The 25,855-nt window shown below is 68.3% G+C and carries 25 protein-coding genes and 1 pseudogene; 14 read left to right on the plus strand and 12 right to left on the minus strand.

All coding sequences use genetic code 11. The annotated features are described in order from the left end of the window. Positions 1–348 precede the first annotated feature (348 nt). Genes AC3A5N_RS04510 through AC3A5N_RS04520 form a run of 3 tightly spaced genes read left to right on the plus strand, consistent with a single transcriptional unit; the run spans position 349 to position 2,497 of the window. Complete coding sequence (locus tag AC3A5N_RS04510; protein WP_487736104.1) at positions 349–1,056, plus strand: CoA transferase subunit A; 708 nt, start codon at positions 349–351, stop codon at positions 1,054–1,056. Next, the gene (locus AC3A5N_RS04515; RefSeq protein WP_487736105.1) at positions 1,053–1,859 is read left to right on the plus strand and encodes a hypothetical protein; all 807 of its coding nucleotides are present in this window, start codon (positions 1,053–1,055) and stop codon (positions 1,857–1,859) included. The genes AC3A5N_RS04510 and AC3A5N_RS04515 overlap by 4 nt, the downstream gene beginning before the upstream one ends. Positions 1,860–1,861: 2 nt before the next feature. Further along, on the plus strand, positions 1,862–2,497 hold the full coding sequence (locus AC3A5N_RS04520) for a CoA transferase subunit B (protein WP_487736106.1): 636 nt from the start codon (positions 1,862–1,864) through the stop codon (positions 2,495–2,497). A gap of 24 nt (positions 2,498–2,521) precedes the next feature. Here AC3A5N_RS04520 and metK read toward each other — a convergent pair whose 3' ends face one another. The 7 genes and pseudogenes from metK to hisS all read right to left on the minus strand — a co-directional run bounded on the left by metK (position 2,522) and on the right by hisS (position 10,128). Continuing rightward, complete coding sequence (metK, locus tag AC3A5N_RS04525; protein WP_487736107.1) at positions 2,522–3,730, minus strand: methionine adenosyltransferase; 1,209 nt, start codon at positions 3,728–3,730, stop codon at positions 2,522–2,524. A 48-nt stretch (positions 3,731–3,778) separates the two neighbouring features. Continuing rightward, the gene (gene lnt, locus AC3A5N_RS04530) at positions 3,779–5,353 is read right to left on the minus strand and encodes an apolipoprotein N-acyltransferase (RefSeq protein WP_487736318.1); all 1,575 of its coding nucleotides are present in this window, start codon (positions 5,351–5,353) and stop codon (positions 3,779–3,781) included. Positions 5,354–5,401: 48 nt separating this feature from the next. Next, positions 5,402–6,088: a DUF4167 domain-containing protein gene (locus tag AC3A5N_RS04535; protein WP_487736108.1), complete on the minus strand. Its 687-nt coding sequence runs from the start codon at positions 6,086–6,088 to the stop codon at positions 5,402–5,404. A gap of 235 nt (positions 6,089–6,323) precedes the next feature. Next, the gene (gene prmC / locus AC3A5N_RS04540) at positions 6,324–7,130 is read right to left on the minus strand and encodes a peptide chain release factor N(5)-glutamine methyltransferase (RefSeq protein WP_487736319.1); all 807 of its coding nucleotides are present in this window, start codon (positions 7,128–7,130) and stop codon (positions 6,324–6,326) included. Between the two features lie 210 nt (positions 7,131–7,340). Then, positions 7,341–7,730 (minus strand): annotated as a pseudogene (locus AC3A5N_RS04545) (endonuclease domain-containing protein); the annotation flags it as partial. Beyond that, positions 7,723–8,793, minus strand: a complete 1,071-nt coding sequence (gene prfA / locus AC3A5N_RS04550) for a peptide chain release factor 1 (protein ID WP_487736109.1) — start codon at positions 8,791–8,793, stop codon at positions 7,723–7,725. The gene prfA and the pseudogene AC3A5N_RS04545, both read right to left, overlap by 8 nt. 117 nt (positions 8,794–8,910) lie before the next feature. Next, positions 8,911–10,128 (minus strand): histidine--tRNA ligase, encoded by a 1,218-nt coding sequence (gene hisS, locus AC3A5N_RS04555; RefSeq protein WP_487736110.1) that lies wholly within the window; start codon positions 10,126–10,128, stop codon positions 8,911–8,913. A 105-nt stretch (positions 10,129–10,233) separates the two neighbouring features. Between hisS and ppa the strand changes: the two genes are divergently transcribed. Continuing rightward, positions 10,234–10,761 carry an inorganic diphosphatase gene (ppa, locus tag AC3A5N_RS04560; RefSeq protein WP_487736111.1) on the plus strand — a complete coding sequence of 176 codons (528 nt, stop codon included), beginning with the start codon at positions 10,234–10,236 and terminating at the stop codon, positions 10,759–10,761. Positions 10,762–10,853: 92 nt separating this feature from the next. Here the strand turns inward: ppa and AC3A5N_RS04565 are convergent, their stop codons facing one another. Next, entirely contained in the window at positions 10,854–12,197 is a 1,344-nt protein-coding gene (locus AC3A5N_RS04565; RefSeq protein ID WP_487736112.1) for a TldD/PmbA family protein, read from the minus strand. 66 nt (positions 12,198–12,263) lie between these two features. Next, positions 12,264–12,656 carry a hypothetical protein gene (locus AC3A5N_RS04570; RefSeq protein ID WP_487736113.1) on the minus strand — a complete coding sequence of 131 codons (393 nt, stop codon included), beginning with the start codon at positions 12,654–12,656 and terminating at the stop codon, positions 12,264–12,266. Between the two features lie 173 nt (positions 12,657–12,829). Between AC3A5N_RS04570 and lptB the strand changes: the two genes are divergently transcribed. From lptB to AC3A5N_RS04605, 7 genes are all read left to right on the plus strand, one after another. Then, positions 12,830–13,618, plus strand: a complete 789-nt coding sequence (gene lptB, locus AC3A5N_RS04575; protein WP_487736114.1) for an LPS export ABC transporter ATP-binding protein — start codon at positions 12,830–12,832, stop codon at positions 13,616–13,618. A gap of 26 nt (positions 13,619–13,644) precedes the next feature. Beyond that, positions 13,645–15,108 carry an RNA polymerase factor sigma-54 gene (gene rpoN, locus AC3A5N_RS04580; RefSeq protein ID WP_487736115.1) on the plus strand — a complete coding sequence of 488 codons (1,464 nt, stop codon included), beginning with the start codon at positions 13,645–13,647 and terminating at the stop codon, positions 15,106–15,108. 127 nt (positions 15,109–15,235) lie between these two features. After that, positions 15,236–15,931, plus strand: a complete 696-nt coding sequence (gene ctrA, locus AC3A5N_RS04585) for a response regulator transcription factor CtrA (RefSeq protein WP_119511842.1) — start codon at positions 15,236–15,238, stop codon at positions 15,929–15,931. 356 nt (positions 15,932–16,287) lie between these two features. Next, on the plus strand, positions 16,288–17,052 hold the full coding sequence (locus tag AC3A5N_RS04590) for a sulfite exporter TauE/SafE family protein (protein ID WP_487736116.1): 765 nt from the start codon (positions 16,288–16,290) through the stop codon (positions 17,050–17,052). 40 nt (positions 17,053–17,092) lie between these two features. Next, positions 17,093–17,794 carry a tRNA (guanine(46)-N(7))-methyltransferase TrmB gene (trmB, locus tag AC3A5N_RS04595; RefSeq protein WP_487736117.1) on the plus strand — a complete coding sequence of 234 codons (702 nt, stop codon included), beginning with the start codon at positions 17,093–17,095 and terminating at the stop codon, positions 17,792–17,794. Between the two features lie 39 nt (positions 17,795–17,833). Continuing rightward, positions 17,834–18,274, plus strand: a complete 441-nt coding sequence (locus AC3A5N_RS04600) for a DUF6152 family protein (RefSeq protein ID WP_487736118.1) — start codon at positions 17,834–17,836, stop codon at positions 18,272–18,274. Positions 18,275–18,284: 10 nt separating this feature from the next. Beyond that, the gene (locus AC3A5N_RS04605; protein WP_487736119.1) at positions 18,285–18,761 is read left to right on the plus strand and encodes a hypothetical protein; all 477 of its coding nucleotides are present in this window, start codon (positions 18,285–18,287) and stop codon (positions 18,759–18,761) included. A gap of 4 nt (positions 18,762–18,765) precedes the next feature. Here the strand turns inward: AC3A5N_RS04605 and AC3A5N_RS04610 are convergent, their stop codons facing one another. After that, a complete protein-coding gene (locus AC3A5N_RS04610; RefSeq protein ID WP_487736120.1) occupies positions 18,766–21,030 on the minus strand; it encodes an NADP-dependent malic enzyme in 2,265 nt (754 codons plus the stop codon). A 115-nt stretch (positions 21,031–21,145) separates the two neighbouring features. Between AC3A5N_RS04610 and mutS the strand changes: the two genes are divergently transcribed. Genes mutS through AC3A5N_RS04625 form a run of 3 tightly spaced genes read left to right on the plus strand, consistent with a single transcriptional unit; the run spans position 21,146 to position 24,539 of the window. Next, the gene (gene mutS / locus AC3A5N_RS04615) at positions 21,146–23,752 is read left to right on the plus strand and encodes a DNA mismatch repair protein MutS (protein WP_487736121.1); all 2,607 of its coding nucleotides are present in this window, start codon (positions 21,146–21,148) and stop codon (positions 23,750–23,752) included. Positions 23,753–23,779: 27 nt separating this feature from the next. Next, positions 23,780–24,169 (plus strand): hypothetical protein, encoded by a 390-nt coding sequence (locus tag AC3A5N_RS04620; protein ID WP_487736122.1) that lies wholly within the window; start codon positions 23,780–23,782, stop codon positions 24,167–24,169. Beyond that, positions 24,147–24,539 carry a YidH family protein gene (locus AC3A5N_RS04625; protein ID WP_487736123.1) on the plus strand — a complete coding sequence of 131 codons (393 nt, stop codon included), beginning with the start codon at positions 24,147–24,149 and terminating at the stop codon, positions 24,537–24,539. Before AC3A5N_RS04620 ends, AC3A5N_RS04625 begins: the two co-directional genes overlap by 23 nt. Here AC3A5N_RS04625 and AC3A5N_RS04630 read toward each other — a convergent pair. Both AC3A5N_RS04630 and AC3A5N_RS04635 read right to left on the minus strand, forming a co-directional pair. After that, on the minus strand, positions 24,536–24,874 hold the full coding sequence (locus tag AC3A5N_RS04630; RefSeq protein WP_487736124.1) for a hypothetical protein: 339 nt from the start codon (positions 24,872–24,874) through the stop codon (positions 24,536–24,538). The two genes, AC3A5N_RS04625 and AC3A5N_RS04630, sit on opposite strands and share 4 nt — an antisense overlap. A 53-nt stretch (positions 24,875–24,927) precedes the next feature. Then, positions 24,928–25,797, minus strand: coding sequence for a 3-hydroxybutyryl-CoA dehydrogenase (locus AC3A5N_RS04635; RefSeq protein ID WP_487736125.1), 870 nt, complete (start codon positions 25,795–25,797; stop codon positions 24,928–24,930). Between the last annotated feature and the right edge of the window lie 58 nt (positions 25,798–25,855).

Below are 25,855 nucleotides of genomic sequence, written 5' to 3' on the forward strand. Positions count from 1 at the left end.
GCGAGTCAAATGAACGAGAAGGCCATCGGTTGCCTAATGGGGCGCCCGGGCGCTGGAAAGAAAAAAGGCCCGGTCGCGAGGACCGGGCCTTGAAAGTCTTGGGAGAGGATGCCTGTAAAGGCCCGCCCTATGTGCGCTGCAGCACACTTTTGTGCAAGTGCGAAAAGCTCATTTCGTAGTGCAAAATATGCAACGATAATCGCTAACTTGTTCGATTTCATTCCATTCTTGTCATGATCCCGTCACGAAACTGCGCCGCTCCGACCGGCACGAATCGCATGTGCAGCGTAACCGGGGGTGACAGCAGATCGCGCTATGCCTAACAGCTTGGCACGATATGGAGGCCTGATGAACAAGCTCTATCCCGATGCCGCCGCCGCCCTCGAAGGGGTGCTGAAGGACGATATGCTCATCGCCGCGGGGGGCTTCGGCCTGTGCGGCATTCCCGAACGCCTGATCGACGCCATTCGCGACAGCGGGGTCAAGGGGCTGACCTTCTGCAGCAACAATGCCGGTATCGACAACGAAGGGATCGGCAAGCTGCTGCGCACGCGGCAGGTGAAGAAGATGATCTCCTCCTACGTCGGCGAGAACAAGGAGTTCGAACGGCAGTTCCTCGCCGGCGAGCTCGAGGTCGAGTTCTGCCCGCAGGGAACCCTGGCCGAGCGCATGCGCGCCGGCGGCGCGGGCATTCCGGGCTTCTACACCAAGACCGGCGTCGGCACGAAAGTGGCCGAAGGCAAGGAAGTGAAGACTTTCGACGGGGAGGACTATATCCTCGAACGCGGCATCTTCGCCGACCTGGCGATCGTCAAGGCATGGAAGGCGGACGAGACCGGCAATCTCATGTTCCGCAAGACGGCGCGCAACTTCAACCAGCCCGCCGCGACCTGCGGCAAGATCTGCGTTGTCGAGGTCGAGGAAGTGGTGCCGGTCGGAAGCCTCGATCCGGACTGCATCCACCTGCCCGGCGTCTACGTCCAGCGGATGATCGTCGGCGCGCCCTACGACAAGAAGATCGAGTTCCGCACCGTGCGGGAGCGCGAGGCTGCATGACCGTGCGGCGGCTCCAGGCCGCCCTCGCGGCATCGGCGCTCGCCATGATGCTCGGCGGCTGCGTCGCCGCTGCAATTCCGCTCGCCGCCGGGGGTGTCGTCCTTCGGAACGAGGCCTTGGGCGACGACGAACCCGGTTCCGACGAGGCCGAGGACGAGAGGGGCGCGGCGCCCTCCGGCGCAACCGCGACCGAGGGCGAACCCTTCGCGCCGACCCTCGCCCCGCCCGGCGCCTATCAGGCCTTCTTCACCTACGCGCGCGAGCAGGCGGCGCTCGACCCCGTCGCCGCGCCGCGCCGTTCGGCGATCCTCGCGGTGCCCGGATCGCTGCAGCCCGAGACGACCGAATGCTCGGTCCGCCCCTCCGCGGTTCTGGTCGACCTCGACCCCGCATCCGGGGCGCGCGATTTCTCCGCGCTGCCGCCCGATCCGGCGCTTGCGGACGGCCTTCACGCGCTGCGGCTGGAAGGCGTGTTCGTCTTCTGGATCAGCGACGCCTCGGCCGCGGAAGCCGGCACGCTGCGCAAGCGCCTGATCGAAACCGGGCTCGATCCCACGACCGACGACGGCATTCTGCTGATGCGCCGGGCCGAAGACCGCAAACAGCTCCGCCGCCAGGAGCTGTCGCAGACCCACTGCCTGGTCGCCATCCTTGGCGACGAGCGAAGCGATTTCGACGAGCTCTACGATTACCTCAAGGACCCTGCTGCCGCCTCCGCGCTCGATGCGCTGATCGGCAACGGCTGGTTCCTCGCCCCCACACTTCTAGACACCCCCACACTTCTAAGCACCAAGGAAGGCTGACCATGCCCTGGGACCGCAACCAGATGGCCGCACGCGCGGCGCAGGAGCTGCAAGACGGATACTACGTGAACCTCGGCATCGGCATTCCGACGCTGGTGGCGAACCATATCCCGGCCGGCATGCACGTCACGCTGCAGAGCGAGAACGGCATGCTCGGCATCGGCCCCTTCCCCTACGAGGACGAGATCGACCCGGACCTGATCAACGCCGGCAAGCAGACGATCAGCGAACTGCCGCACAGCGCCTATTTCGACAGCGCGACGAGCTTCGGCATGATCCGCGGCGGGCATATCGACCTGACTGTCCTGGGGGCGATGGAAGTGGCCGAGAACGGCGACATCGCCAACTGGATGATCCCCGGCAAGATGATCAAAGGCATGGGCGGCGCGATGGACCTCGTCGCCGGCGTGAAGAAGATCATCGTGGTCATGGAGCACACCGCCAAGGACGGCAGCCCCAAGTTCATCCCCCAGTGCACCCTGCCGCTGACCGGCACCAACGTGGTCGACATGATCGTGACCGACCTCGCCGTGTTCCAGCGTCCCGACCACGACAGCCCGTTCAGGCTGGTCGAACTGGCCCCGGGCGTCAGCGCGGAGCAGGTCGCCGAGAAGACGACGGCGAACTATCTGTCGTGAAAGGCGCGCGCCGGGCGCGGGCCCTCAGCCGAGCGCGACCTTGAGGTCGTCCGCCAGGTCGGTGCGTTCCCACGGGAAGTAATCGCCCTCGGCCGCGCGGCCGAAGTGGCCGTAGGCGGCGCTCCTGCGGTAGATCGGCTTGTTGAGCCCCAGGTGCGTGCGGATGCCCCGCGGCGTGAGGCCGCCGAGCTTGGCGATGCCCCGGATCGCGTCTTCGATCCGGTCGTCCTCGACCGTCCCCGTGCCGTGCGTGTCGACGTAGAGCGAGAGCGGCTCGGACACGCCGATCGCGTAGGCGAGCTGGATCGTGCAGCGCCGGGCAAGGCCTGCCGCGACGATGTTCTTGGCGAGATAGCGGCTGATATAGGCGGCGGAGCGGTCGACCTTGGTCGGGTCCTTGCCGCTGAACGCGCCGCCGCCGTGCGGGGCAGCACCGCCGTAAGTGTCGACGATGATCTTGCGGCCCGTCAGGCCGGCGTCGCCGTCGGGCCCGCCGATCACGAACGTGCCGGTCGGGTTGATGTGCCACTTGGTCTCGTCCGACAGGAACCCCTCGGGCAGAATTTCGCCGACGACCTGCTTCACGTAGGCCTTGAGCTCGGCTTCCTTCTCGCCCTCGTCGTAGCCGTCGGCATGCTGGGTCGAGACCACGATCGCGGTCGCCGCGACCGGCTTGCCGTCGCGGTAGCGCAGCGTGACCTGGCTCTTGGCATCGGGTTCGAGGAACGGCGCGACGCCGCTCTTGCGGTCCGCCGCCAGCCGCTGGAGGATCTTGTGGCTGTAGTCGATCGCCGCCGGCATCAGATCGGGCGTCTCGTCGCAGGCGAAGCCGAACATGATGCCTTGGTCGCCGGCGCCTTCATCCTTGTTGCCGCTGGCGTCCACGCCTTGCGCGATATGCGCGCTCTGCCCGTGCAGGTGGTTCTCGAAAGTCAGCGTCTGCCAGTGGAAGCCACCCTGCTCGTACCCGATCTCGCGCACCGTATTGCGCACCGTGCTCTCGATCTCCGCGAGCGCGCCGTCGATCCACTCGCCGTTCTCGTAGACACCCTTGCAGCGGAGCTCGCCCGCCAGCACCACGCGCTGGGTCGTCGTCAGCGTCTCGCATGCCACGCGGGCTTCCGGATCCTTCGCCAGGAGCAGGTCGACGATCGCGTCGGAGATCTGATCCGAAACCTTGTCGGGATGACCCTCCGAAACGCTTTCGGAAGTGAAGAGATAAGTGCTGCGCATGGGCGAAATTATCCGATATAAAGATAACTTTATGTCCGAAGGAGCGTCCTAGCCGCGCCGCAGCCGCGTGGCAACCAGCGATCCGGCGATCAGCAGCACGGCCCAGCCGAGCGGCAGCCAGTTGCCGAGCTGCGCGAACCAGGTCGGCGCATAGGCCGGCGGAATCACGCCGTCGATCCGGTCGGCGCGGCGCATGCCGATGTGCTGGCGGACCACCCCGCGCGCGTCGATCACCGCGCTGATCCCGGTGGTGGTGGAGCGCAGAACCGGCAGCCCCTCCTCGATTGCACGCATCCGTGCCTGCGCGAGATGCTGCGGAGGGCCCCAGGCCCCGAACCAGCCGTCGTTCGACGGGTTGAAGATGTAGTCGGGCCGGTCGCTGCGATCGACGACCTGGCCGGAGAACACGATCTCGTAGCAGATCTGGACGCCCGCCCGGCCCCATTCGCCGAGATCGAGCGTGCGCGGCCCCGGCCCAGGCCAGAAGTCGATCGTCCCCGCCACCAGCCGCGTCGCGCCGAGCGGTTCGAGCAGCCAGCGCAGCGCCAGGTACTCGCCGTAGGGCACGAGATGCGCCTTGTCATAACCGCCGACGATCTGCCCCCTGGCATCGATCGCCGTCACCGCGTTGCGCGCGCCGGCGGCACGGCCGTCGACGATCTCCAGATCGACCGCGCCGGTCAGCAGCACGCTGCCCTCGCCGATCACCCGGCCAATCCGCCAGCGTGCGTAGCGCGGGTCGCCCGCGGCGGTCATCTGGTCGTAATAGCGCTGGGGATAGCCGTCGCGCAGGTAGTCGGGCACGCCCGATTCGGGCCACAGGACGAGCCGCCGCTCACCCTCCCCGCCGGGCGCACGCGGCGCGGTGAGGCTGGCGAGGCGCGCGAACTGCTCCTCGAACTTGGCGGGGTTGTCCAGATCCTGCTGGCGAATGTCGGGCTGGATCAGCGTGTAGCGCAGCGTGCCCTGCCCGGCCGGCGGCGCGGGCCAGTACATTCCCGCCGCGAGCAGCACGGAGGCGACCGCAAGGGGAACGAAGCGCCGCTCGCGCAGCAGCACGGCGAGGAGAAAACCGATCAGCGCGGCGAGCCCCGAGAGGGCATAAGTACCCATCCACGGCAGCAGCGCGGCAAGCCCGGGCCGGTCGAACGGGCCGAGAAAGATCAGCCCCAGAGGGTCCCAGGCGTAGCCGGTGAAGACCCAGCTCCGCAGCCATTCGGAGACCGTCCACGCGCCGCCGAACAGGCACGCCGCGGCGGCCGCGCCGAGCCGGCGGCCGAGCCACCAGGCGAACAGCCCCGCGATCGCCGGATAGACGGCGAGGTACAGCGAGACCAGCGGCACGGCGAACCAGCCCAGCCAGGCGGGCATTTCCGATTGATAGGTGAAGGCCGTCGCGATCCAGTTGTTCGCGAGGGTGAAGTGCGCGACGCCGAAGATCCAGCCGCGCAGCAGGGCCGCACGCCAGGTCGGCGCCGCCAGCGCGAGCATGGCGAAACCGCCGATCGCGAGCAGCGCCAGCGGCCAGAGCTGGAGCGGCGGAAAACCGGTTGCCGCAGCCAGGCCGCACAAGGCGGCCGACAGCTTCGGGTGCGCGGCGAACCAGTTGCCGATCCGGCCCATACGGCTCATGCCCGTGCCGCCCCGACTACCGGTTCCCGAGCGCTGCGATCAGCCGACCGCCTGGACCGTTTCGCCATCGTCGGCCGGTTCGGAAGGCTCGGCCGCCTTGCGGGCACGCGGTGCGCGCTTCTTCTTGGGCGCTTCGCCTTCGGAGGATTCGCCGATGGCCGGCGGAAGCGCCGAGGCGTCGATCTCGCCGCCGTCCGTGGTGGGCGATTCGCCGCGCGGCTTGCGCGGCCGACGCCCTTCGGCCCGGGGTTTGCTGGTGCGCTTGAACGGATTCTCGACCGGTTCGTATTCCGAATCCTCGCCGCCCTGCGCTTCGCTTTCCTCGCGGTCGCCTGCATCCGTGCGGTCGCCTGCATCCGTGCGGTCGTTCGCGTCTTCGCGGCGGCTCCGGACGTTGCGGGGCTGACGACGGCGGCTTTCGCCCTCGTCCTCACCCTCGTCCTCGTCGTCCTGGTCGCGCTCTTCGTAGCGCTTGCCGCGCTGCTCGTCCTGGCGCGCCTTGCCGTCGGCGAGAACGCGGAAGTAGTGATCCGCGAACTGCAGGTAGTATTCGGCCTGCACGCGGTCGCCGTTGTGCTGGGCGTCCTGCGCCAGCTTCTTGTACTTGTCGAGCAACTGGGGCGCGTTGCCGCGGGCCCTGCTGTCGATCCGATTTGACTGGTTGCCGCCGCCCTGCGGGCGATTGCCGCGGCCGCGGCGGCGATTGTTATTACGATGATTGTTCAAGGAAATCTCTTCCTCATTCGGGACCGCCCTTACGGCACCATTGCCCGCGCGGTCGCATGACCCCTCCCCGCGTCCGCTCCCGAGCGAATCGCGGGTGTCCCGTCTGCACCTCTACAGGTCTCGTTGCCCGGTCGGTTGCAAATGTCGGAACGAGGCCCAGCCGGGAGGCGAACACGCCGCAAACCAGGAGGCCTTGGAGTAGAGTTAGCTATCGCAGTGCCCTTTGCCAACCCCCCTAGCGCAAAATCAGCGCACGGGGCCGTCCGGCGAGATCGCGGCGCAGATCGGTGGAGAATCCGGCCGCTTGTGCGATTTCGCCGACCGAATCGCCCTGTGACGCGCCGATTTCGAGCACCGCGGCGCCTCCCGGGGCCAACAGACCACGCAACCGGGGGATCAGCACGCGGTAGTCGTCGAGCCCGTCCGCCCCGGCGAAGAGCGCGCCGGCCGGCTCGTATGCGCGCACCGAGCGGGCGAGTTCGGCCGCCTCCTCGACATAGGGCGGATTGGCGATCACGCGGTCGAACGTGCCTAGGCCTTCGCGCCAACCGGGCGCATGCCAGTCGCCGAGCAGCAGCCGCACGCGGCTCTCGGCGCCGAGCCGAACCGCATTATCCCCGGCGACCGCGAGCGCGCCGGCCGAGCGGTCGATCCCCACACCATCCCAGCCGGGCCTCTCGGCAAGAAAACTCAGCAGGAGCGCGCCCGAGCCCACCCCCAGGTCGAGCAGACGGCCGATCGCCCCTGTGCCCTCCAGCGCCGCGGCAAGGGTCGCCTCGCTGTCGCCGCGCGGGATCAGGACCTCGGGCGTGACGCGGAACGGCCGCCCGTAGAACTCCTGCTCGCCGACGATATAGGCCACCGGCTCATGCGCCGCGCGCCGCTCAACCAGCGCCGCGAACCCCTCCGGTGCCGCGCCGCGCATATGCCGCAGCAACAGGTCCGACCGCGAGACGCCGAGCGCATGGGCCATCAACACCTCTGCATCGAGCCGCGCCGTGTCGGATGTGCCCGCCAGCCGCTCCGCCGCCTGGCGCAACACTTCACCGACGGTGGCTCCCCCACCACCCCCAACCCCCTCCTCTGAAGAGGAGGGGGCTATTCCGCCGCGCTGACTTCCCCCCCTCCTCTTCAGAGGAGGGGGCCGGGGGGTGGTGGAGGTACACGACCACCTCTCCGGCATCCGATCCAGAATCGCCGCCAGCCGCTCCAGCACCCCGTCTGGATTGCTCATAACTTCATGGTTGGTGAATCGCGCGGTCTCGAAACCGTGCTGCTCGCGCATTGCTCGGTCTCGCCGGGCATCGATGACCGGATCGTGCGTATCGCCATCGATCTCGATCACCAGCCCCTTCGCGGGGCAGAAGAAATCGACGATCCGCCCGCCGATCACAGTCTGTCGCCGGAACTTGTACCCGGCCAGGTTGCTCCGGCGAATGGCGTTCCAGATGCGCCGCTCCGGCTCCGGCGGATCGCGCCGTAACTCCGCTGCGCGCTTCAGCAGGCGTTCGCGTGAGGCTGCGGCACCACCCCCAACCCCCTCCTCTGAAGAGGAGGAGGCTATTCCGTCGCGCTCGCTTCCCCCCCTCCTCTTCAGAGGAGGGGGCCGGGGGGTGGTGCTGGCGGGCTTATCCTCAGCCATCCATCGCTGCGAGGCGTTTGGCCTCGTCTTCGGCGGTCAGGGCGTCGATCAGTTCGGTAAGACCCGGGCCGGCGAGGACTTCGTCGAGCTTGTGCAGGGTCAGGCCGATGCGGTGATCGGTCACGCGGCCCTGCGGGAAGTTGTAGGTGCGGATGCGTTCGGAGCGGTCGCCGCTGCCGACCATCGCCTTGCGCGCCTCGGCCTCGGCCCCCTGCGCCTCGGCGCGCTTGAGGTCGTAGAGGCGGGTGCGCAGGACCTGCATCGCCTTGGCGCGGTTCTTGTGCTGGCTGCGTTCGTCCTGCTGGATCACGACGAGGCCGGTCGGCAGGTGGGTGATGCGCACGGCGGAATCGGTCGTGTTGACGTGCTGCCCGCCGGCGCCGCTGGCGCGGTAGATGTCGATCTTGAGGTCCTTGTCGTCGATTGCGACGTCGACTTCGCTCGGCTCGGGCAGGACCGCAACCGTCGCCGCCGACGTGTGGATGCGACCGCCGCTCTCGGTCACCGGCACGCGCTGGACGCGGTGGACGCCGCTTTCGAACTTGAGCCGGGCGAACACGCCCTGGCCCGAGACGTTGGCGACGATCTCCTTGAACCCGCCGATATCGCTCGCGTTCATCGAGATCGTCTCGACCCGCCAGCCGTTCTCGGCCGCGAAGCGCTCGTACATGCGGAACAGGTCGGCGGCGAACAGCGCCGCCTCGTCCCCGCCGGTGCCGGCGCGGATTTCGAGCATCGCCGGCCGCGCGTCGGCGGCATCGCGCGGCAGCATGGCGACGGAGAGCGCGCGCTCCGCCTCGGGCAAGGCGCTGCGCAGGCGCATGATCTCTTCCTCGGCCAGCGCCTTCATGTCGGGATCGGCGTCGTCCAGCTTCTCGAGCTCGGCCAGCTCGCCACGCATCGTCCGCACGTCCTCCGCCGCACGCGCGACGGGTTCGAGCTCGGCATAGTCGCGGCTCGCCGTTACGAACGCCTCGCCCTCGAGCGTGCCCGACGCCAGCCGCGCCTCGAGCTCAGCGAAGCGATGCGCGATCTGGTCGAGACGTTCGGCGGGAATGGTCACTTGCTAGACTCTCGTTTCACGACCGTCATCCCAGCGAAAGCTGGGATCGCGTGCAGCACCGTACGGCCTGGCGGAGAGCGATCCCGGTGTTCGCCGGGAAAACGAAGGGAGCCACTCTCATCGCAGCAGGCTCTCGATCCTCGCCGCGAGCGTATCGTCCGCCCGCACGCTGATCTTCGCGGCTCCATCGGCGGTGGAGATCGACGCGATCGCCCCCGCGCCCATCTTCACCGCCTTGTCGAAACGTTTGCGGGGAGAACCGCTGGCGACGAGCTCTGCGGATAGGCCCTCGCGCCGAAGCGCGGTGATCGCCTCGATGCCGCGGGCGAACTGCGCATCGTCCTCGACGACCACGACGACGTCGGCGACCGAGTCGCCTCGCTCCCCCACCAGCATCGCCAGCCGCTCGATCCCCGCCGCCCAGCCGACTGCCGGCGTCGCCGGCCCGCCGAGGCTTTCCATCAGGCCGTCGTAGCGCCCGCCGCCGATCACCGTGCCTTGCGCACCCAGGCGGTCGGTGACGAATTCGAAGGCGGTGTGGCGATAGTAGTCGAGCCCGCGCACCAGCGAGGGTTCACGGGTCCATGCGACACCCGCCGCGTCCAGCCCGGCGGTGACCGCACCGAAGAAGTCCTGCGCCTCACCGCTCAGATAGTCGTCGATTTTCGGCGCACCGGCGACGAAGGCCCGATCGCGCGGGTCCTTGCTGTCGAGGATGCGCAGCGGATTGCGCTCCAGCCGGTCCTGCGAATCCTCGCTCAGCTCCGCGCGGTGGGCGGCGAAGTAGTCGACCAGCGCAGCGCGCCAGGCCTCGCGGCTGTCGCCGTCGCCCAGCGTGTTGAGCTGCAGCGTCACCCCGTCCGCGATGCCGAGCTCCTTCAGGAGCTGGTCGGCCATGGCCAGCAGCTCGACGTCGGCCTGCGGCTCGGCCGCGCCGATCACTTCGGCGTCGAGCTGGTGGAACTGGCGGTAGCGGCCCTTCTGCGGCCGCTCGTAGCGGAACAGCGGCCCGTGCGTCGCCACCTTGAGCGGCGCGTACTGCCGCCAGCCGTTCGTCAGATAGGCGCGCGCGATCCCGGCGGTGAATTCGGGCCGCAGGGTCAGCGATTCGCCGCCGCGGTCCTCGAACGAATACATTTCCTTCGAAACCACGTCGGTCGTCTCGCCGAGCGAGCGGGCGAAGACCTCGGTCTTCTCGAACACCGGCATTTCCACCCGGCGGAAGCGGTAGAGCCTGCGCACGCGCTCGAACGTCTCGACGACATGGGCGAAGGCCTCGGCCTCGGGCCCGAAAATATCCTGCGTCCCACGGATGGCTTGCGGTGTCTTCGACATGGCGCGCGCTTAGGCGAGAGAACCGGTTGCCGCAATATCGGCGGCCCGCTAGAGGCGGCGCGCGAAGTCCTGGGAGAGGGGCCGACCACAAGAACGAGAGAACGCATGCGCATCGACATGGTCCCCGTGGGCGACAATCCGCCCGAAAGCCTGAACGTCATCATCGAAGTCCCGACCGGCGGCGAGCCGGTGAAGTACGAATTCGACAAGGAAAGCGGCGCGCTGTTCGTCGACCGCATCCTGCACACGCCGATGCGCTATCCGGCGAACTACGGCTTCGTGCCGCACACGCTGAGCCCCGACGGCGACCCGCTCGACGCGCTGGTCATCTCGCGCAGCCCGTTCATCCCCGGCTGCGTCGTCCGCGCGCGGCCGATCGGCGTGCTCAACCTCGAGGACGAGCACGGCGGCGACGAGAAGCTGATCTGCGTGCCGATCGACACGACGTTTCCCTATTATTCGGACGTCGCAGAGACCAAGGACCTGCCCTCGATCATCTTCCAGCAGATCGAGCACTTCTTCACCCACTACAAGGATCTGGAGAAGGAGAAGTGGGTCCGCGTCGGCCAGTGGGGCAATGCCGCGGAAGCCAAGCGGATCATCGTCGAATCCATCGAGCGCGCGAAAGGCTGAAGCAGTTTGCGAGTCCCCGCCTTGGCGGGGACTCGGGCAGCTGAAGGACGGCGAGGCGGCCTGCAGTCCCTCGCTGGTACTTCTGTGTGCCTCTAGGTTCCTGCCACTGTCATTCCTTCGACCCGCAGCGTCGGGACGTTGACCGCGCGGTGCATCTCCAGATCGTCGGCCGTGCGCAGGGCGGCGAACATCGCCAACAGATTGCCGGCAATAGTGAATTCCGCGATCGGCCCGGCGATCTCGCCGTTCACGATGCGAAAGCCCGAAGCGCCGCGGCTGTAGTCGCCCGTCACCGGGTTGACGCCCTGCCCGGCCAGTTCGGTGATCAGCACGCCCTCGGCCACGTCCGCCATCAGTTCGGCGCGCGAGACCGGGCCGGCCGGAATGTGCAGATTGCTGGCCGAGACCCCCGGCGTGCCGCCCCCGCGCGAAGCGTGCCCCGTGGGAGCGAGGCCGAGCTTGTTCGCACTCGCGACGTCGAGCAGCCAGCCGCCGAGCACCCCGCGCTCGACCAGCTTGCGCGGCCGGCATCCCAGACCCTCGCCGTCGAACGGGCGCGAGCGCAGGCCGCGCGGCCGGTGCGGATCCTCCACCACCTCGATTCCGTCCGGCAGGATCGCCTCGCCCTCACGGCCGAGCAGGAAGCTCGATCCGCTGGCGATCGCCGGGCCGGCCATCGCGCCGACGAGGTGGCCGACCAGCGACGCGCCGACGCGCGGATCGAACAGCACCGGCATCCGCCCGCCTTTCGGTATTTCGGGATTCAGCCGGGCGACGGTCCGCTCGCCCGCCAGCCGGCCGATCTCCTCGGGCGAAGGCAGGTCCGAGAGATGGCGCGCCGTGCGCATGGCGTAGTCGCGCTGCATGGCCGAGCCCTGCCCGCCGATCACGACCGCGCTGAGCGAGTGATGCGTCGCCCCGTAAGCGCGGGCGAAGCCATGGCTGGTCGCCAGCGCGAAGAGCGAGCGGCCGAACGAGGCGCCGCCGCCTTCGCTGTTGGTCACACCCTCGGTGGCGCGCGCGGCATCCTCCGCCGCCAGAGCGCGTTCGCGCAGCGCCTCCGGACCGGGCTCGCCACTGTCCTCGAGATCGAGCTCCGGCGCCGTGCCGCGGTCGAGCAGGTCCTGCGGGGCGAGGCCGGCGTGCGGGTCTTCGGGCGCGGCGCGGGCCATGGCGACTGCCCGTTCGGCCAGGTCGCTCAGCGCGGCGGGGGCGAAGTCGCTCGTCTCGATCGAGGCGGAGCGCTTGCCGACGAACACGCGCAACGCGATCTCCTCGCTCTCCGACCGTTCGACTTCCTCAAGCTGGCCGAGGCGGACCGTCACGCTTTCGGACGATTGCGCGCGGGCGGCGGCATCGGCCGCATCTGCGCCGTGGCGGCGTGCCGCCTCGATCAGCTGCGCGCAGCGGGCGAGCACGGTCTCGCCGTCGATCATCGAATAGTCTCGGGATTGGTCATGCGCCCCAGCTAGGGCGCGCGCGGCCCAGCCGCAAGGCGAGGGTCAGGCGGCGAGTGCCGCGATCCCCATGAACAGGCCGGTGAGGAGCAGCGGCAGACAGATCGCAAGCGCCCACAACAGCACCTGATCGCGGCGATAGGCGCCGGCGAGCGAGGGGTCTGCCGCCTCCTCGTCCGAAAGGTCGCGCCAGCGCTTTTCGAACCAGCGGCACGCCGGAATGATGCCCGCAACCAGCGCGACGAGCGCGAGATAGGGCAGAATGGAGGACCCGACTTCCTTGATCGCATGGACAGTGACGAAAATCTGCAGCGCGGTATAGACGAGCAGCGCGTAGGCGACGTTGTCGCTCATGCCCTTGCGCCAGTCGCGCGCCTCGTGGCGGCTGGTCGCGTGATTGCGCCTGTCTTCGTCAGTCCGGTGCAGCGCCTTCACCATGCGCTTTCTCCCAATATCCTCATCCGAATCGGAGTATTTCAGAGGCTGACCTCGCAAGCAAGCGCCATGACCATCCGGTCCACCGCGGGTCATGCACGAATCCTGCCAATTTCGGACAGTTCTGGCGCGCGCGGGGGTTTCCAGCGCGCGCTGCGATGCTACATGGCCGATCGATGGACACGCCAGAGCCGATCGCCGGGACCGCGCAGCGCGCGGACGCCACCGCCCCCCTGCCCCAGGAAGGCGGGCTGGAGGTTATCTCGATCGCCAAGAGCTACGACAAGCGCGCGGTGCTGACCGACATCTCGCTCACCGTCGGCAAGGGCGAAGTGCTCGGCCTGCTAGGCCCGAACGGCGCGGGCAAGACGACCTGCTTCTATTCGATCATGGGACTGGTGAAGCCCGACGCGGGCCGCATCCTGATGGACGGCGACGACGTCACCAGCCTGCCCATGTACCGCCGCGCGATCCTCGGCCTCGGCTACCTGCCGCAGGAAACCAGCATCTTCCGCGGCATGACGGTCGAGCAGAACATCAACTGCGTGCTGGAGATGGTCGAGCCCGACAAGGAGACCCGCGCGCAGGAGCTGGAACGGCTGCTCGACGAGTTCGGTCTCGTCAAGCTACGCGAAAGCGCCGCGATGGCGCTCTCGGGCGGCGAGCGGCGGCGCTGCGAGATCGCCCGCGCGCTGGCGGCCAAGCCCTCGATCATGTTGCTCGACGAGCCGTTCGCCGGCATCGATCCGCTCTCGATCAGCGATATCCGCCACCTCGTGCTCGACCTCAAGCAGCGCGGGATCGGGGTGTTGATCACCGACCACAACGTGCGCGAGACGCTCGACATCGTCGACCGCGCCTGCATCATCTACGGCGGCCAGGTGCTGTTCGCCGGGACGCCGGAAGATCTCGTTGCCGACGAGAACGTGCGCCGGCTCTATCTGGGCGAGAGCTTCAGCCTGTGATCCCCCGGCACGTCGCGAGCTGACTTATGGCGCTGGGGCCGCGCCTCGATCTCCGGCAGACGCAGTCGCTGGTGATGACGCCGCAGCTCCAGCAGGCGATCAAGCTGCTGGCGCTGTCGAACCTCGAGATCGAGACGTTCATCGGCGAGGCGCTGGAGGCGAACCCGCTGCTCGAGGCCGGCGAGGTCCAGCGCGAGGATGGTGAGACGATCGACCTGCCGCCCGAGGAACCCGGCGCCGACACCGCGCTGGATGGCGGCGCTGTCTCCGGGGAAGGGGCGCTCGACATCGACCCCTCGGCGCTCGACCGCGACCGCGACACCGGTGACGGCGAATGGGGCGCCGCCCACGCCTCCGCGCCGTCCGACGACCTGCCCGGCATCGACGAGCGCGGCAGCGGCGGCCCGACGCTCGCCGAACATCTCGAGGAGCAGGTCGGCGCGGCGGCGGGCGACGCGCGTGAGGCTTTCGTCGCGCGGCACCTGATCGGCCTGCTAGACGAGGCCGGCTATCTCGCGGCCGACTTGCGCGACATCGCCGATGAGCTCGCCATTCCGCTGGCCGAGGCCGAACGCGCGCTCGCGGTCGTGCAGTCGCTCGACCCGACCGGAGTCGGCGCGCGGACCCTGGGCGAATGCCTCGCGCTCCAGGCACAGGAAGCCGACCGCTACGACCCCTGCATGGCGCGGCTGATCGACAACCTCGACCTCGTCGCGCGCGGCGAGTTCGCGCGGCTCAAGCGCATGTGCGACGTCGACGACGAGGATTTCGCCGAGATGCTCGCGGAACTGCGCGGCTACGATCCCAAACCCGGCTGCCGCTTCGGCGGCGCGGCGGAGAGCGCGGTCGTGCCCGACATTCTCGTCACCCGCGCGAAGGACGGCGGCTGGGACATCGCGCTCAACGAAGAGACGCTGCCGCGCCTGGTGGTCAACCGCGCCTATTACGTCGAGCTGCGGCAGGGCTGCCCGGGCAAGGCGGCGCAGTCATGGCTGGGCGAGAAGCTCGCCGATGCCAACTGGCTGATCCGCGCGCTCGACCAGCGGCAGAAGACGATCCTCAAGACCGCCGCCGAGATCGTGAAGAAGCAGGAAGGCTTCTTCCGCCGCGGCGTTTCGGAGCTGCGGCCGCTCACCCTGCGCGAAGTGGCCGAATCGATCGAGATGCACGAAAGCACGGTCAGCCGGGTGACCAGCAACAAGTACCTGCACTGCGACCGCGGCACCTTCGAACTGAAATACTTCTTCACCAGCGGCGTGGGCAGCGCCGACGGCGAAGGGGCGAGCTCGCAGGCGGTCAAGGCGCGGATCAAGGCGCTGATCGATGCCGAGGACGCGAAGAAGATCCTCTCCGACGACACGCTGGTCGATCTGCTCAAGGCGGAGGGGTTCGACATCGCGCGCCGCACCGTCGCCAAGTACCGCGAGGCGCTGGGAATCGGCAGCTCCGTACAGCGCCGGCGCAGGAAGAAGCTCGCCGCCGGCGGATGAAACAATTGGTACCACTTGGTTTAGAACGTATTAACCTTTTCCATTCATATCTCTTGTGGTTAATAACGGGCTAGAACCTTCGGGCAGCGGCGGGGCCGCGCCGGGCGAGGGTAAAAGGGGGGTACCCATGCGCGTACTGTTGATCGAGGACGAGCCGACCACGGCGAAGGCCATCGAGCTCATGCTGACGACCGAAGGGTTCAACGTCTATTCGACCGATCTCGGCGAAGAGGGTTTGGATCTCGGCAAGCTCTACGATTACGACATCATCCTGCTCGACCTGAACCTGCCCGACATGCACGGGTACGACGTGCTCAAGAAGCTGCGCGTCGCCAAAGTGCAGACGCCGGTGCTGATCCTGTCGGGCATCTCCGAAATGGACAGCAAGATCCGCAGCTTCGGCTTCGGGGCCGACGACTACGTGACCAAGCCCTTCCACCGCGAAGAGCTGATCGCGCGCATCCATGCGGTTGTCCGCCGCAGCAAGGGCCACAGCCAGTCGGTCATCCGCACCGGCAAGCTGGCGGTCAATCTCGACGCCAAGACGGTCGAGGTCGACGGCGCCCGCGTGCACCTGACGGGCAAGGAATACGCGATGCTCGAGCTGCTCAGCTTGCGCAAGGGCACCACGCTGACCAAGGAGATGTTCCTCAACCACCTCTACGGCGGGATGGACGAACCCGAGCTCAAGATCATCGACGTGTTCATCTGCAAGCTGCGCAAGAAGCTCAGCCACGCCTGCGGTGGCGAGAACTACATCGAAACCGTCTGGGGCCGCGGCTACGTGCTGCGCGATCCCGAAAGCCAGGCCGAAGCGGCGTAATCCGTTTTCGCACGCGCATCCGCGCGTGCGTCCTCGCGGCTGACCCTTCCGCTCCGCTACCGGGCGCCTGCGAGCGGGCGATCGCCCTTCGGTCCGCTGGTCGCGAACCGGGACTTTGATCCTCCCCATTTTTGCGCAGCACAAGTGGGGAGGTGGCAGACGCCGCAGGCGTCTGACGGAGGGGCAATGGTGCACCCCGCTCCCCCACTTTCAAGGACATCCCAGGCGTTCCGTCCGGTCGCGGACCAACACCCATCCCGCGCTTTTCTTCGCGGGGGCGTAGCATTTTCCCACTCGCCAGCGTGCATCGGCGGTTCTAGCGGCGCGACATATCGGCGGCAGAAAGGCCTCCCGCGATGGAACTGTTCGGGATCGATCTCACCGGGCTTCTGCCCTTTATCGCGATCGGCTTCGCCGCGCAGCTGATCGACGGAGCGCTCGGCATGGCCTTCGGGGTCATCACCAATACCATGCTGGTCGGCGTGCTCGGCCTGCCGCCGGCGCAGGCCTCGCAGCGGGTCCATATCGTCGAGTGCTTCACCACCGCGACCAGTGGGATCAGCCACCTGCTTCACGGCAATATCGACAAGCGGCTCTTCTTCCGCCTCCTCGTCCCCGGAGTGATCGGCGGCGTGACCGGCGCCTACCTGCTGACCTCGATCGATGCCTCGGTGATCAAGCCCTTCGTGCTCGCCTATCTCGCCGGGATGGGCCTCTACCTGCTCGTGCGCGGCCTGCTCTATCCCCCGAAGGTGCGCGAGGCGAAGCGGGTCGCGCCGCTTGGCCTGATCGGCGGCTTCCTCGACGCAGCCGGCGGCGGCGGCTGGGGGCCAATCGTGACCTCCAACCTGCTCATCCAGGGCGCCGAGCCGCGCAAGGTCGTGGGCACGGTGAGCGCGGTCGAATTCTTCCTGACGGTGACCATCTCGGCGGCCTTCATCTTCCACCTCGGCGTTGCCGACCTCGCGGGGGCCACGCTCGGCCTGCTGATCGGCGGCATCGCCGCGGCCCCGCTCGGCGCATTCGCGGCGAAGTACTTCAGCCCCAAGCTCATGCTGATCATGGTCGGCGCCGCGCTGACCGTGACGAGCGCCTACGGGATCTACACGGCGCTTTCCTGACGCCTTTCCCTCCTCACCGCACCCCGCTATCGGGCGCGGCATGACCGCGAACAAGCCCGGCGACCCGACCACGCTCAACCGGCTCTACGGCCGCAGCCAGGGCAAGCCGCTGCGCAAGGGGCAGGCCGAGCTCGTCGAAAAGCTGCTGCCGCAGATCGCGGTGCCGGCCGAGGGACCGGTGACGGCCGAGCGGCTGTTCGGCCACGACCGCCCGCTTCACTTCGAGATCGGCTTCGGCGGCGGCGAGCATCTCGCCTACCGCGCCGATCTGCTGCCCGATCACGGCTTCATCGGCGCCGAACCCTTCGTCAACGGCGTGGCCCAGGCGCTCGTCCATGTGCGCGACGGCGGCGTTGCCAACGTGCGGCTGCATCATGGCGACGCGCTGGAAGTGCTCTCGCGCATCCCCGACGGGGCGCTGACGATGCTTTACCTGCTCCACCCCGATCCCTGGCCCAAGGCGCGCCACGCCAAGCGGCGGATGATGAACGACGGCCCGGTCGAGATGATCGCCGCCAAGCTGAAACCCGGCGGCGAGTTCCGCTTCGGCACCGACCATCCGGTCTACCTGCGCCACGCGCTGATGGTCATGCGCCGTCATACCGACGCGTTCGAGTGGGTCGTGGAGGGTCCCGAAAGCTGGCAGAATCGCCCGAGCGGCTGGTGCGAAACCCGCTACGAAGCCAAGGCCCGCGACGTCTACGGCCATGAGGTCTGGTACTTCCGCTATCGGCGGCGGTGACTCTCGGCAGCCGGCGGCGCACCGCAACGCGGCCGGGACATGGCGCCAAATTTCTGCTATCGGTCGGGCGACCGACTGGAGAGAGACGTCATGCTCAACTTGCGCCCCCTCAAGCTCCTCGCGGCGGCCGCGCTGCTGATTCCGGCCGCGGCAATGGCCCATCACGGATGGAACTGGACCGAGGAGAAGGAAAGCCGCCTCTCGGGCACGATCGTATCGATCAACTACGGCAATCCACACGCCAGTCTCGAGCTGCGCAATGCGCAGGGGGTGTGGGAGGTCGACCTCGCCCCGCCCTCGGCCTCCACGAGAGCGGGCTTCGTGAAGGGCGTGGCCAAGCCGGGCGACAAGGCGACGTTCACCGGCCATCGCTCGCGCGACGCCGGAGAGCTGGTGTTCAAGGCAGAGACGATCACGGTGAACGGCAAGACCTACGACGTCTATCCGGACCGGCCCAAGACGCTGAAACCGGCGGACTGATCCGCACACGATGATCGACGCGGCGCTCGCGTGGCTCGAGGCTTCGCCCCTGGCCGAAGCGCTCGCGGCCTGGCGCTACGTCTATCCGCTGGTCAACGCCGCGCACATCCTCGGCCTGGCGGCGCTGTTCGGGTCGATCCTCGCGCTCGATCTCAGGCTGCTCGGCGCGTTTCCGGCGATACCGGTGCGGCCGCTCGCGCTCGCCCTTCCCCGCGTGGCCGCCTCGGGCCTCGTGCTCGCGGTACTGACCGGGTTCCTGCTCTTCACGGTAGAGCCGTTCGACTACGCCGCCAACGCCGCCTTCCTGACGAAAGTATCGCTGGTCGGCCTCGGCACCGCGCACGCGCTCCTGCTCCACCGCAGCGCAGCGTGGAAAGCGCTCGTCCGCGATGACGCCCCGGCCAGCTGGCGCCTGCGGAGCTCCGCAGCGCTGTCGATAGCCCTATGGACCGCCGCGATCGTCGCCGGCCGCCTCATCGCCTTCTAAACCGTCATCCCACGACCCCGGCCGCCGCCAGCACCGCCAATGTCAGCACGTCGGGCGCGATGGCCGTCATCGGGGCGATCTGGACCGGCTTTTCCATGCCGATCAGCATCGGGCCGATCGTCGCATCGCCGGCCAGCTCGCGCAGCAGCTTGGCCGAGAGGTTGGCCGATTGCAGCCCCGGCATGATCAGCACGTTGGCCGGGCCGGACAGGCGGCTGAACGGGTACAGAGCCATGACCTTGGGGTTGAGGGCCGCGTCGGGCGCCATCTCCCCCTCGTACTCGAAATCGGGCTGCTCCGCGTCGAGCACCGCCACAGCTTCGCGGATATTGCCCAGCCACTGCCCCGGCGGATTGCCGAAGGTCGAGTAGGAGAGGAACGCCACGCGCGGCTCGTGGCCCATGCGCCGGGCGACCGCCGCGGTCTCGCGCGCGATGTGCGCAAGCTGCTCCGCCGTCGGCCGCTCGTTGATCGTCGTGTCGGCAAGGAAGGTCGTGTGGTTCTTGCCGACCATCATGTGGATGCCGAACGGCACCTGCCCCGGCTTCGGATCGAGCACCAGGTTCACTTCGCGCGCGGTCTGCGAGAACGTGCGCGTGAGGCCGGAGATCATCGCGTCGCCGTGCCCGAGCGCGACCAGCAGCGCGGCGAAGACGTTGCGGTCCTGGTTGACGATGCGGCGCACGTCGCGTTCGGTGCGTCCTCTGCGCTGGAGCCGCTGGTAGAGATAATCGACCATCTGCGGCACGTGCTCGGAATCCGCCGAGTTCTGGATCTCCCACTCGTCGGGATCGTCGACCTGCAGCTCGATCAGTTTCTCCCTGACCTTCTCGGTCCGGCCGACGAGCACCGGCGTGCCGTAGCCGAAATCGCGGAACTGGATCGCCGCGCGCAGCACCACATCCTCCTCCGCCTCGGCGAAGACGACCCGCTTCGGATTGGCCCGGGCCAGTTCGTATGTGTTGGTCAGCGCCGAAGTCGTGGGGTTGAGCCGCGCCTTCAGCGACATGCGGTAGGCGTTCATGTCCGCGATCGGCGCCAGCGCAACGCCCGTGTCCATCGCGGCCTGCGCGACCGCGGAGGAGACCACTTCCATCAGCCGCGGATCGAACGGCGCGGGGATGATGTAGTCGGTCCCGAAGGCGTGGTTCTTGCCGTAGGCCGCGGCCACCTCGTCCGGCACGCGTTCCCGCGCCAGTTTGGCGATAGCACGTGCCGCAGCGATCTTCATCTCTTCGTTGATCGCGGTCGCCTGCACGTCGAGCGCGCCGCGGAAGATGAAGGGGAAGCCGAGCACATTGTTGACCTGGTTCGGAAAGTCGCTGCGGCCGGTAGCGATGATCGCGTCGGGGCGCACGGCCTTGGCCTCGTCGGGCATGATCTCGGGCACCGGATTGGCCATCGCGAAGATGATCGGCTGTTCCGCCATCCCCTCCACCCATTCCGGCTTGAGCGCGCCGGCGGCGCTAAGGCCGAGGAAGATGTCCGCGCCGATCAGCGCCTCCTCCAGGCTGCGCGCATCGGTATCGACCGCGTGCGCGCTCTTCCACTGGTCCATCGAATCGGCGCGGCCGCGGTAGATCGGGCCCGACCGGTCGCAGACGATCACATGATCGTGCGGCACGCCGATCGCCTTGATCAGTGCGGTGCAGGCGAGCGCCGAGGCGCCCGCGCCGTTGACCACCATCCGCACGTCCTTGAAATCGCGCCCGGTCAGGTAACAGGCGTTGATCAGGCCCGCGGCGGCGATGATCGCAGTGCCGTGCTGGTCGTCGTGCATGACCGGAATGTTCATCCGCTCGCGCAGCGCCTGCTCGATGATGAAGCACTCGGGCGCCTTGATGTCTTCCAGATTGATGCCGCCGAAGCTCGGCTCCATCAGCGCGACGGCTTCGATGAACTTGTCCGGGTCTTCAGTGTCGAGCTCGATGTCGATCGAATCGACGTCGGCGAAGCGCTTGAACAGCACCGCCTTGCCTTCCATCACCGGCTTGGAGGCGAGCGCGCCGAGATTGCCGAGGCCGAGGATCGCGGTCCCGTTGGAGATCACGGCGACAAGGTTCGAACGCGCAGTGTAGCGGGCCGCGTTGGCGGGGTCTTCGGCGATCGCCTCCACCGGCGCGGCGACACCGGGCGAATAGGCGAGGCTGAGGTCGCGCTGGGTTGCCATCGGCTTCGAGGCGATGATCTCGATCTTACCCGGCCGGATCGTCTCGTGGTAGAAAAGCGCCTCGCGCGCGGTGAAGCTCGCCTGTTTTTCCTCGGCCAAAGTGCGTGTCTCCTGAACTGTGGCGCCCCTTAAACACACTCGCCGCGCGAGCGGTAGGGGAAAGGCGCCCCGCTCCCCTTCCCGAATCGCCGGAGACGGCGCTAGGCCCCTCTCGATGGCGGGCAAGTCCACCCCGATGATGGAGCAGTACCATGCGCTCAAGCGCGAGGCCGAAGGCTGCCTGCTGTTCTACCGCATGGGCGACTTCTTCGAGCTGTTCTTCGACGATGCGCGGCAGGCCGCCGCGATCCTCGACATCGCGCTGACCACGCGCGGCGAACACGGCGGGGAGGCGGTGCCGATGTGCGGGGTGCCGGCCCATTCCGCGGAAGGCTATCTCGCGCGGCTGATCAAGGCCGGCTGCCGTGTGGCGATCGCCGAGCAGGTCGAGACACCCGAAGAGGCGAAGAAGCGCGGCGGGTCGAAGGCGCTGGTGCGGCGCGACATCGTGCGGTTCGTCACTGCCGGAACGCTGACCGAGGAGGCCCTGCTGGAGCCGCGGCGAGCGAACATGCTCGTCGCAGTATGCGAGCTGCGCGGCACGATCGGCATTGCGGCGGTCGATATCTCGACCGGGCGGATGGAACTGGAGGAATGCGCCGCCGACCGGCTCGGCGCCGCGCTCGCGCGCCTGGAACCGAGCGAAGTCGTCGCGCCCGAGGACTGGGACGCGCGGCCGGCGGAGGCGATCGAGCGCGCGCGGCAGGACTTCGCGAGCGACGCGGGCGAGGCGCGGCTCAAGGCGGTGCACGCGGTTGCGACGCTCGACGGGTTCGGCGCGTTCACGCGGCCGATGCTGGCGGCGGCGGGTGGGCTGCTCGCCTATCTCGATCACGCGGGGCGCGGCAAGCTGCCGCTGCTCCTGCCGCCGGTCGCGCGGGAGAGCGATTCGGCCATGGCAATGGACGAGGCGACCCGCGCGAGCCTCGAGATCCTCGAGGCCCAGCGCGGCGGGCGGCAGGGAAGCCTGATCGCCGCAATCGACCGCTGCGCGACCGGGGCGGGCGCGCGGCAACTGGCCGACGATCTCTCCGCGCCGCTAACCGATCGCGACGCGATCGAGGCGCGGCTGGCACTTGTCGGCTGGCTTCATGCCGATCCGCTGCTCCGCGCCGACTTGCGCGAGGTCCTGCGCGCCCTGCCCGACATCGGCCGTGCGCTCGGCCGGATCGTCGCCGGACGCGGCAGCCCGCGCGATCTCGGCCAGGTGCGCGACGGTCTCGCCGAGGCGCGGCGGATTCGCGATCATCTGCAGGGCAAGCCCGACCGGCCGGCCCTGCTCGAACGGCTGCTGCCGGCCATGGGCGGACACGGCGCGCTGGTCGATCTCCTCCAGCGCGCGCTCGTGCCCGCTCCGCCGACCGAGCGGCAGAACGGCGGGTTCATCGCCGAAGGCTACGACGCCGCGCTCGACGAGCTGCGGCAGACGTCCGGTAACGCGCGCCGCGCGATCGCCGCGCTCGAGGGCCGCTACCGCGAGGAAACCGGGATCGCCGCGCTCAAGATCAAGCACAACGGCGTGCTCGGCTACTTCATCGAAGTGCCGGCCAAGCACGCCGATGCGCTGATGGCCTCCGACAGCGGCTTCATCCACCGCCAGACCATGGCCGGCGCGGTGCGCTTCAATTCGCTCGGCCTGCACGAGGAAGCCGCGCGCATCGCCGAAGCGGGGGGCCACGCCCTGGCAGCCGAGGAGGCGCATTTCGAGGAGCTCACCGCCGCAGTGATCGACGCGCGCGAGGCGGTCGCGGCGACCGCGGCTGTCCTCGCCCGGCTCGACGTCGCGGCAGGCAATGCCGAGCGCGCGGCCGAGGGCGACTGGTGCCGGCCGGAGATCCTGGAGGACCGCTGCCTCGAGATCGTCGGCGGCCGCCATCCGGTTGTCGAGCAGGCGCTGGCGAAAGGTGGCGAGCGCTTCGTCGCCAACGACTGCCGGCTGGACGACCAGGACCGGCTGTGGCTGATCGGCGGGCCCAACATGGGCGGCAAGTCGACTTTCCTGCGGCAGAACGCGCTGATCGTGCTGCTCGCACAGGCGGGCTGCTTCGTGCCCGCTGCGGCCGCGCGGATCGGGCTGGTCGACCGCCTGTTCAGCCGCGTCGGCGCGTCGGACAACCTCGCGCGCGGCCGGTCGACCTTCATGGTCGAGATGGTCGAAACCGCCGCGATCCTCAGCCAAGCAACCGAGCGCAGCTTCGTCATCCTCGACGAAGTCGGGCGCGGCACCTCGACCTACGATGGTCTTGCGCTCGCCTGGGCCGTGGTCGAGGCGGTGCACGAGACCAACCGCTGCCGCTGCCTTTTCGCAACGCACTATCACGAGCTGTCGCGCCTCGCGGAGAGCTGCGAGGCGCTGAGCCTCCACCACGTCCGCGCGCGCGAGTGGAAGGGCGATCTGGTGCTGCTGCACGAACTGGCCCGGGGGCCGGCGGACCGCAGCTACGGGCTTGCCGTGGCGCGGCTTGCGGGCGTGCCGGACGCGGTCGTGGCCCGGGCGAAGTCGGTCCTCGACCGGCTGGAGAAGGGGCGCGCCGAAACCGGCGGGCTTGCTGCGGGGCTCGGCGACCTGCCGCTGTTCGCCGCGGCCAGCGCCGTGCAGGAGGAGCACCGCGACACCCTGCGCGACCGTTTGCGGGAGCTCGACGTGGACGCCCTCTCGCCGCGCGACGCGCTCGATGCGCTCTACGCACTCAAGCAGGATGCGGCCTCCACCGAACCTTAAACATTCGGCGCTATCCGCTCCCGCGCGATGTATTTCGACCCGTTCCGCAACCGATGGGCGGCTCTCGCCCTGGCCGGGCTGATCCTGCTTGCCGCCGCTACGCTGGTGGGCAGCGAGGGCGACGGCGGGCTGCTCGACCGGATGGCCGACCGGCAACGCGCCGGGGAGCCCGGCCCGTCCGAACCGATCGAGATGCCCGAGGGCGTTCCGGAACCCGAGCGTGCCCCGCCTGAACGCGAGTTCAGCGGGCCGATGGACGGCGGAAGCTTCACGCCGGATGCCGAACTGATCGACGATACGCAGGGGTTCGACGCCACGCCCCCTATCGTGCACGAAGGGCCGGACGACGGCCTGGTTCTTGAAGCTGGGGAGGACGCGCCTATGGTGCCCTACGATGTCGAAGGACCCGGATCGTAGCGAGCTCGCGGTCGAGCGCACAAAATACGCCGAAGACCGCAACATCATGGCGATGGAGCGGACTTTCGCCGGATGGATCCGCACGGCTTTCGCCGCGATCGGCATCGGTGTCGGCTTTCACGCGCTGTTCGGCGACTTCCAGCCGCTCTGGCTGGCCAAGGCGATCGCATCGCTGTTCATCGCCGCGGGAGCCGCACTGGCGTTCACCGCCCAGCGCCGCGCCTGCCGCACGCTCGAACGGCTTCACCCGCACTCGATCGAGCACGCATCCTCACCCAATTTCCGGCTGCTGGCTTTTGCGGTGATGCTCGGCTCGGGGATTCTGATCGCGGGACTGTGGCTGCTGAACGACGGCAACCTGTCGAGCTAGGTCCCGTCGCCGCGCAGGCCGTCGGGCTTGTGCGCCTCACCGTACTTGTCGACGTTGTCGTCGTGGTTGGGCTCGCCGCGATAGGCGTCCATGTCGATCCGGCCCGAGCTTTCCATATCGCGCATATGATCGACGATGTCCTGCGTCGAATCGTTCATCAGGCCGCTGAAATTGTCATCCTTCTCGCTCTCGGTCGGGCTGCGCTCCGATGGCTTCATCGCATCTTCCGCGACGTCCTGCGTCTGCTCGCCGTGATCGTCCTGCTCGGCGTTGTGCGTCTCGGGCGCGAGGTCGGCCTGGCGCTCTTCCTGACTCTTCACGGGTTTGTCGGCCATGCGAAATTCTCCTTCGCATGGGCAACGGCGGCGCGGGACGGCCGTTCCTTCGTTCAGCGCGTCGGAACGGCTTCTTCGCCCGAATAGTCGTAGAAGCCGCGGCCGGTCTTGCGGCCGAGCCAGCCGGCCTCGACGTATTTCACCAGCAGCGGCGCCGGACGATACTTGGGATCGCCGGTGGTCTTGTGGAGCACCTGGATGATCTCGAAACAGGTGTCGAGGCCGACGAAATCCGCAAGCTGCAACGGCCCCATCGGATGGTTGAGGCCGAGCCGGCAGCCCTTGTCGATATCCTCGATACTGGCCGTGCCCTGACCGAGCACGAACACCGCCTCGTTGAGCATGGGCAGGAGGATTCGGTTGACCACGAAGCCCGGCTCGTCCTGCGAGAGCACGACTTCCTTGCCCAGTTCCTCAGCGAAAGCGCGGGTGCGGGCGGTCGTCGCGTCGGAGGTCGCGAGACCGGGGATGACTTCGATCAGCCCCATTACGGGCACGGGGTTGAAGAAATGGAGGCCGATGAAGCGCGCCGGATCGGGCGACCAGTTGGCCATGCGGGTGATCGGGATCGAGCTGGTGTTGCTGGCGAGGATCGCGTCCTGCGCCAGGACCTTGCCTGCCGCTTCGAAGATCGCGCGCTTGATCTCTTCGCGCTCGGTCGCGGCTTCGATGATCAGCTCGGCATCGGCCATGGTCTCGTAACCGGCGACGGGGGTGATCCGCGCCAGGGCTGCATCCGCTTCGGCAATCTCGATCTTGCCCTTGCCGACGAGCTTGCCGAGCGTGCGGTCGATTCCCGCCTTGGCCTTCTCGGCGACACTCAGATCGACATCCGCGAGAAGGACCTCGATACCGCGCCGCGCGACCGTCTGCGCTATGCCGGAGCCCATCTGGCCCGCCCCGATGATCCCGACCTTTCGCATCGCACACGCCCTTCGCAGTTGCAGCAGAAGGGGGCTGTTAGCCGCTCGGCGGCACGCT

Source organism: Pelagerythrobacter sp. Soil_C_18 (assembly GCF_057657235.1).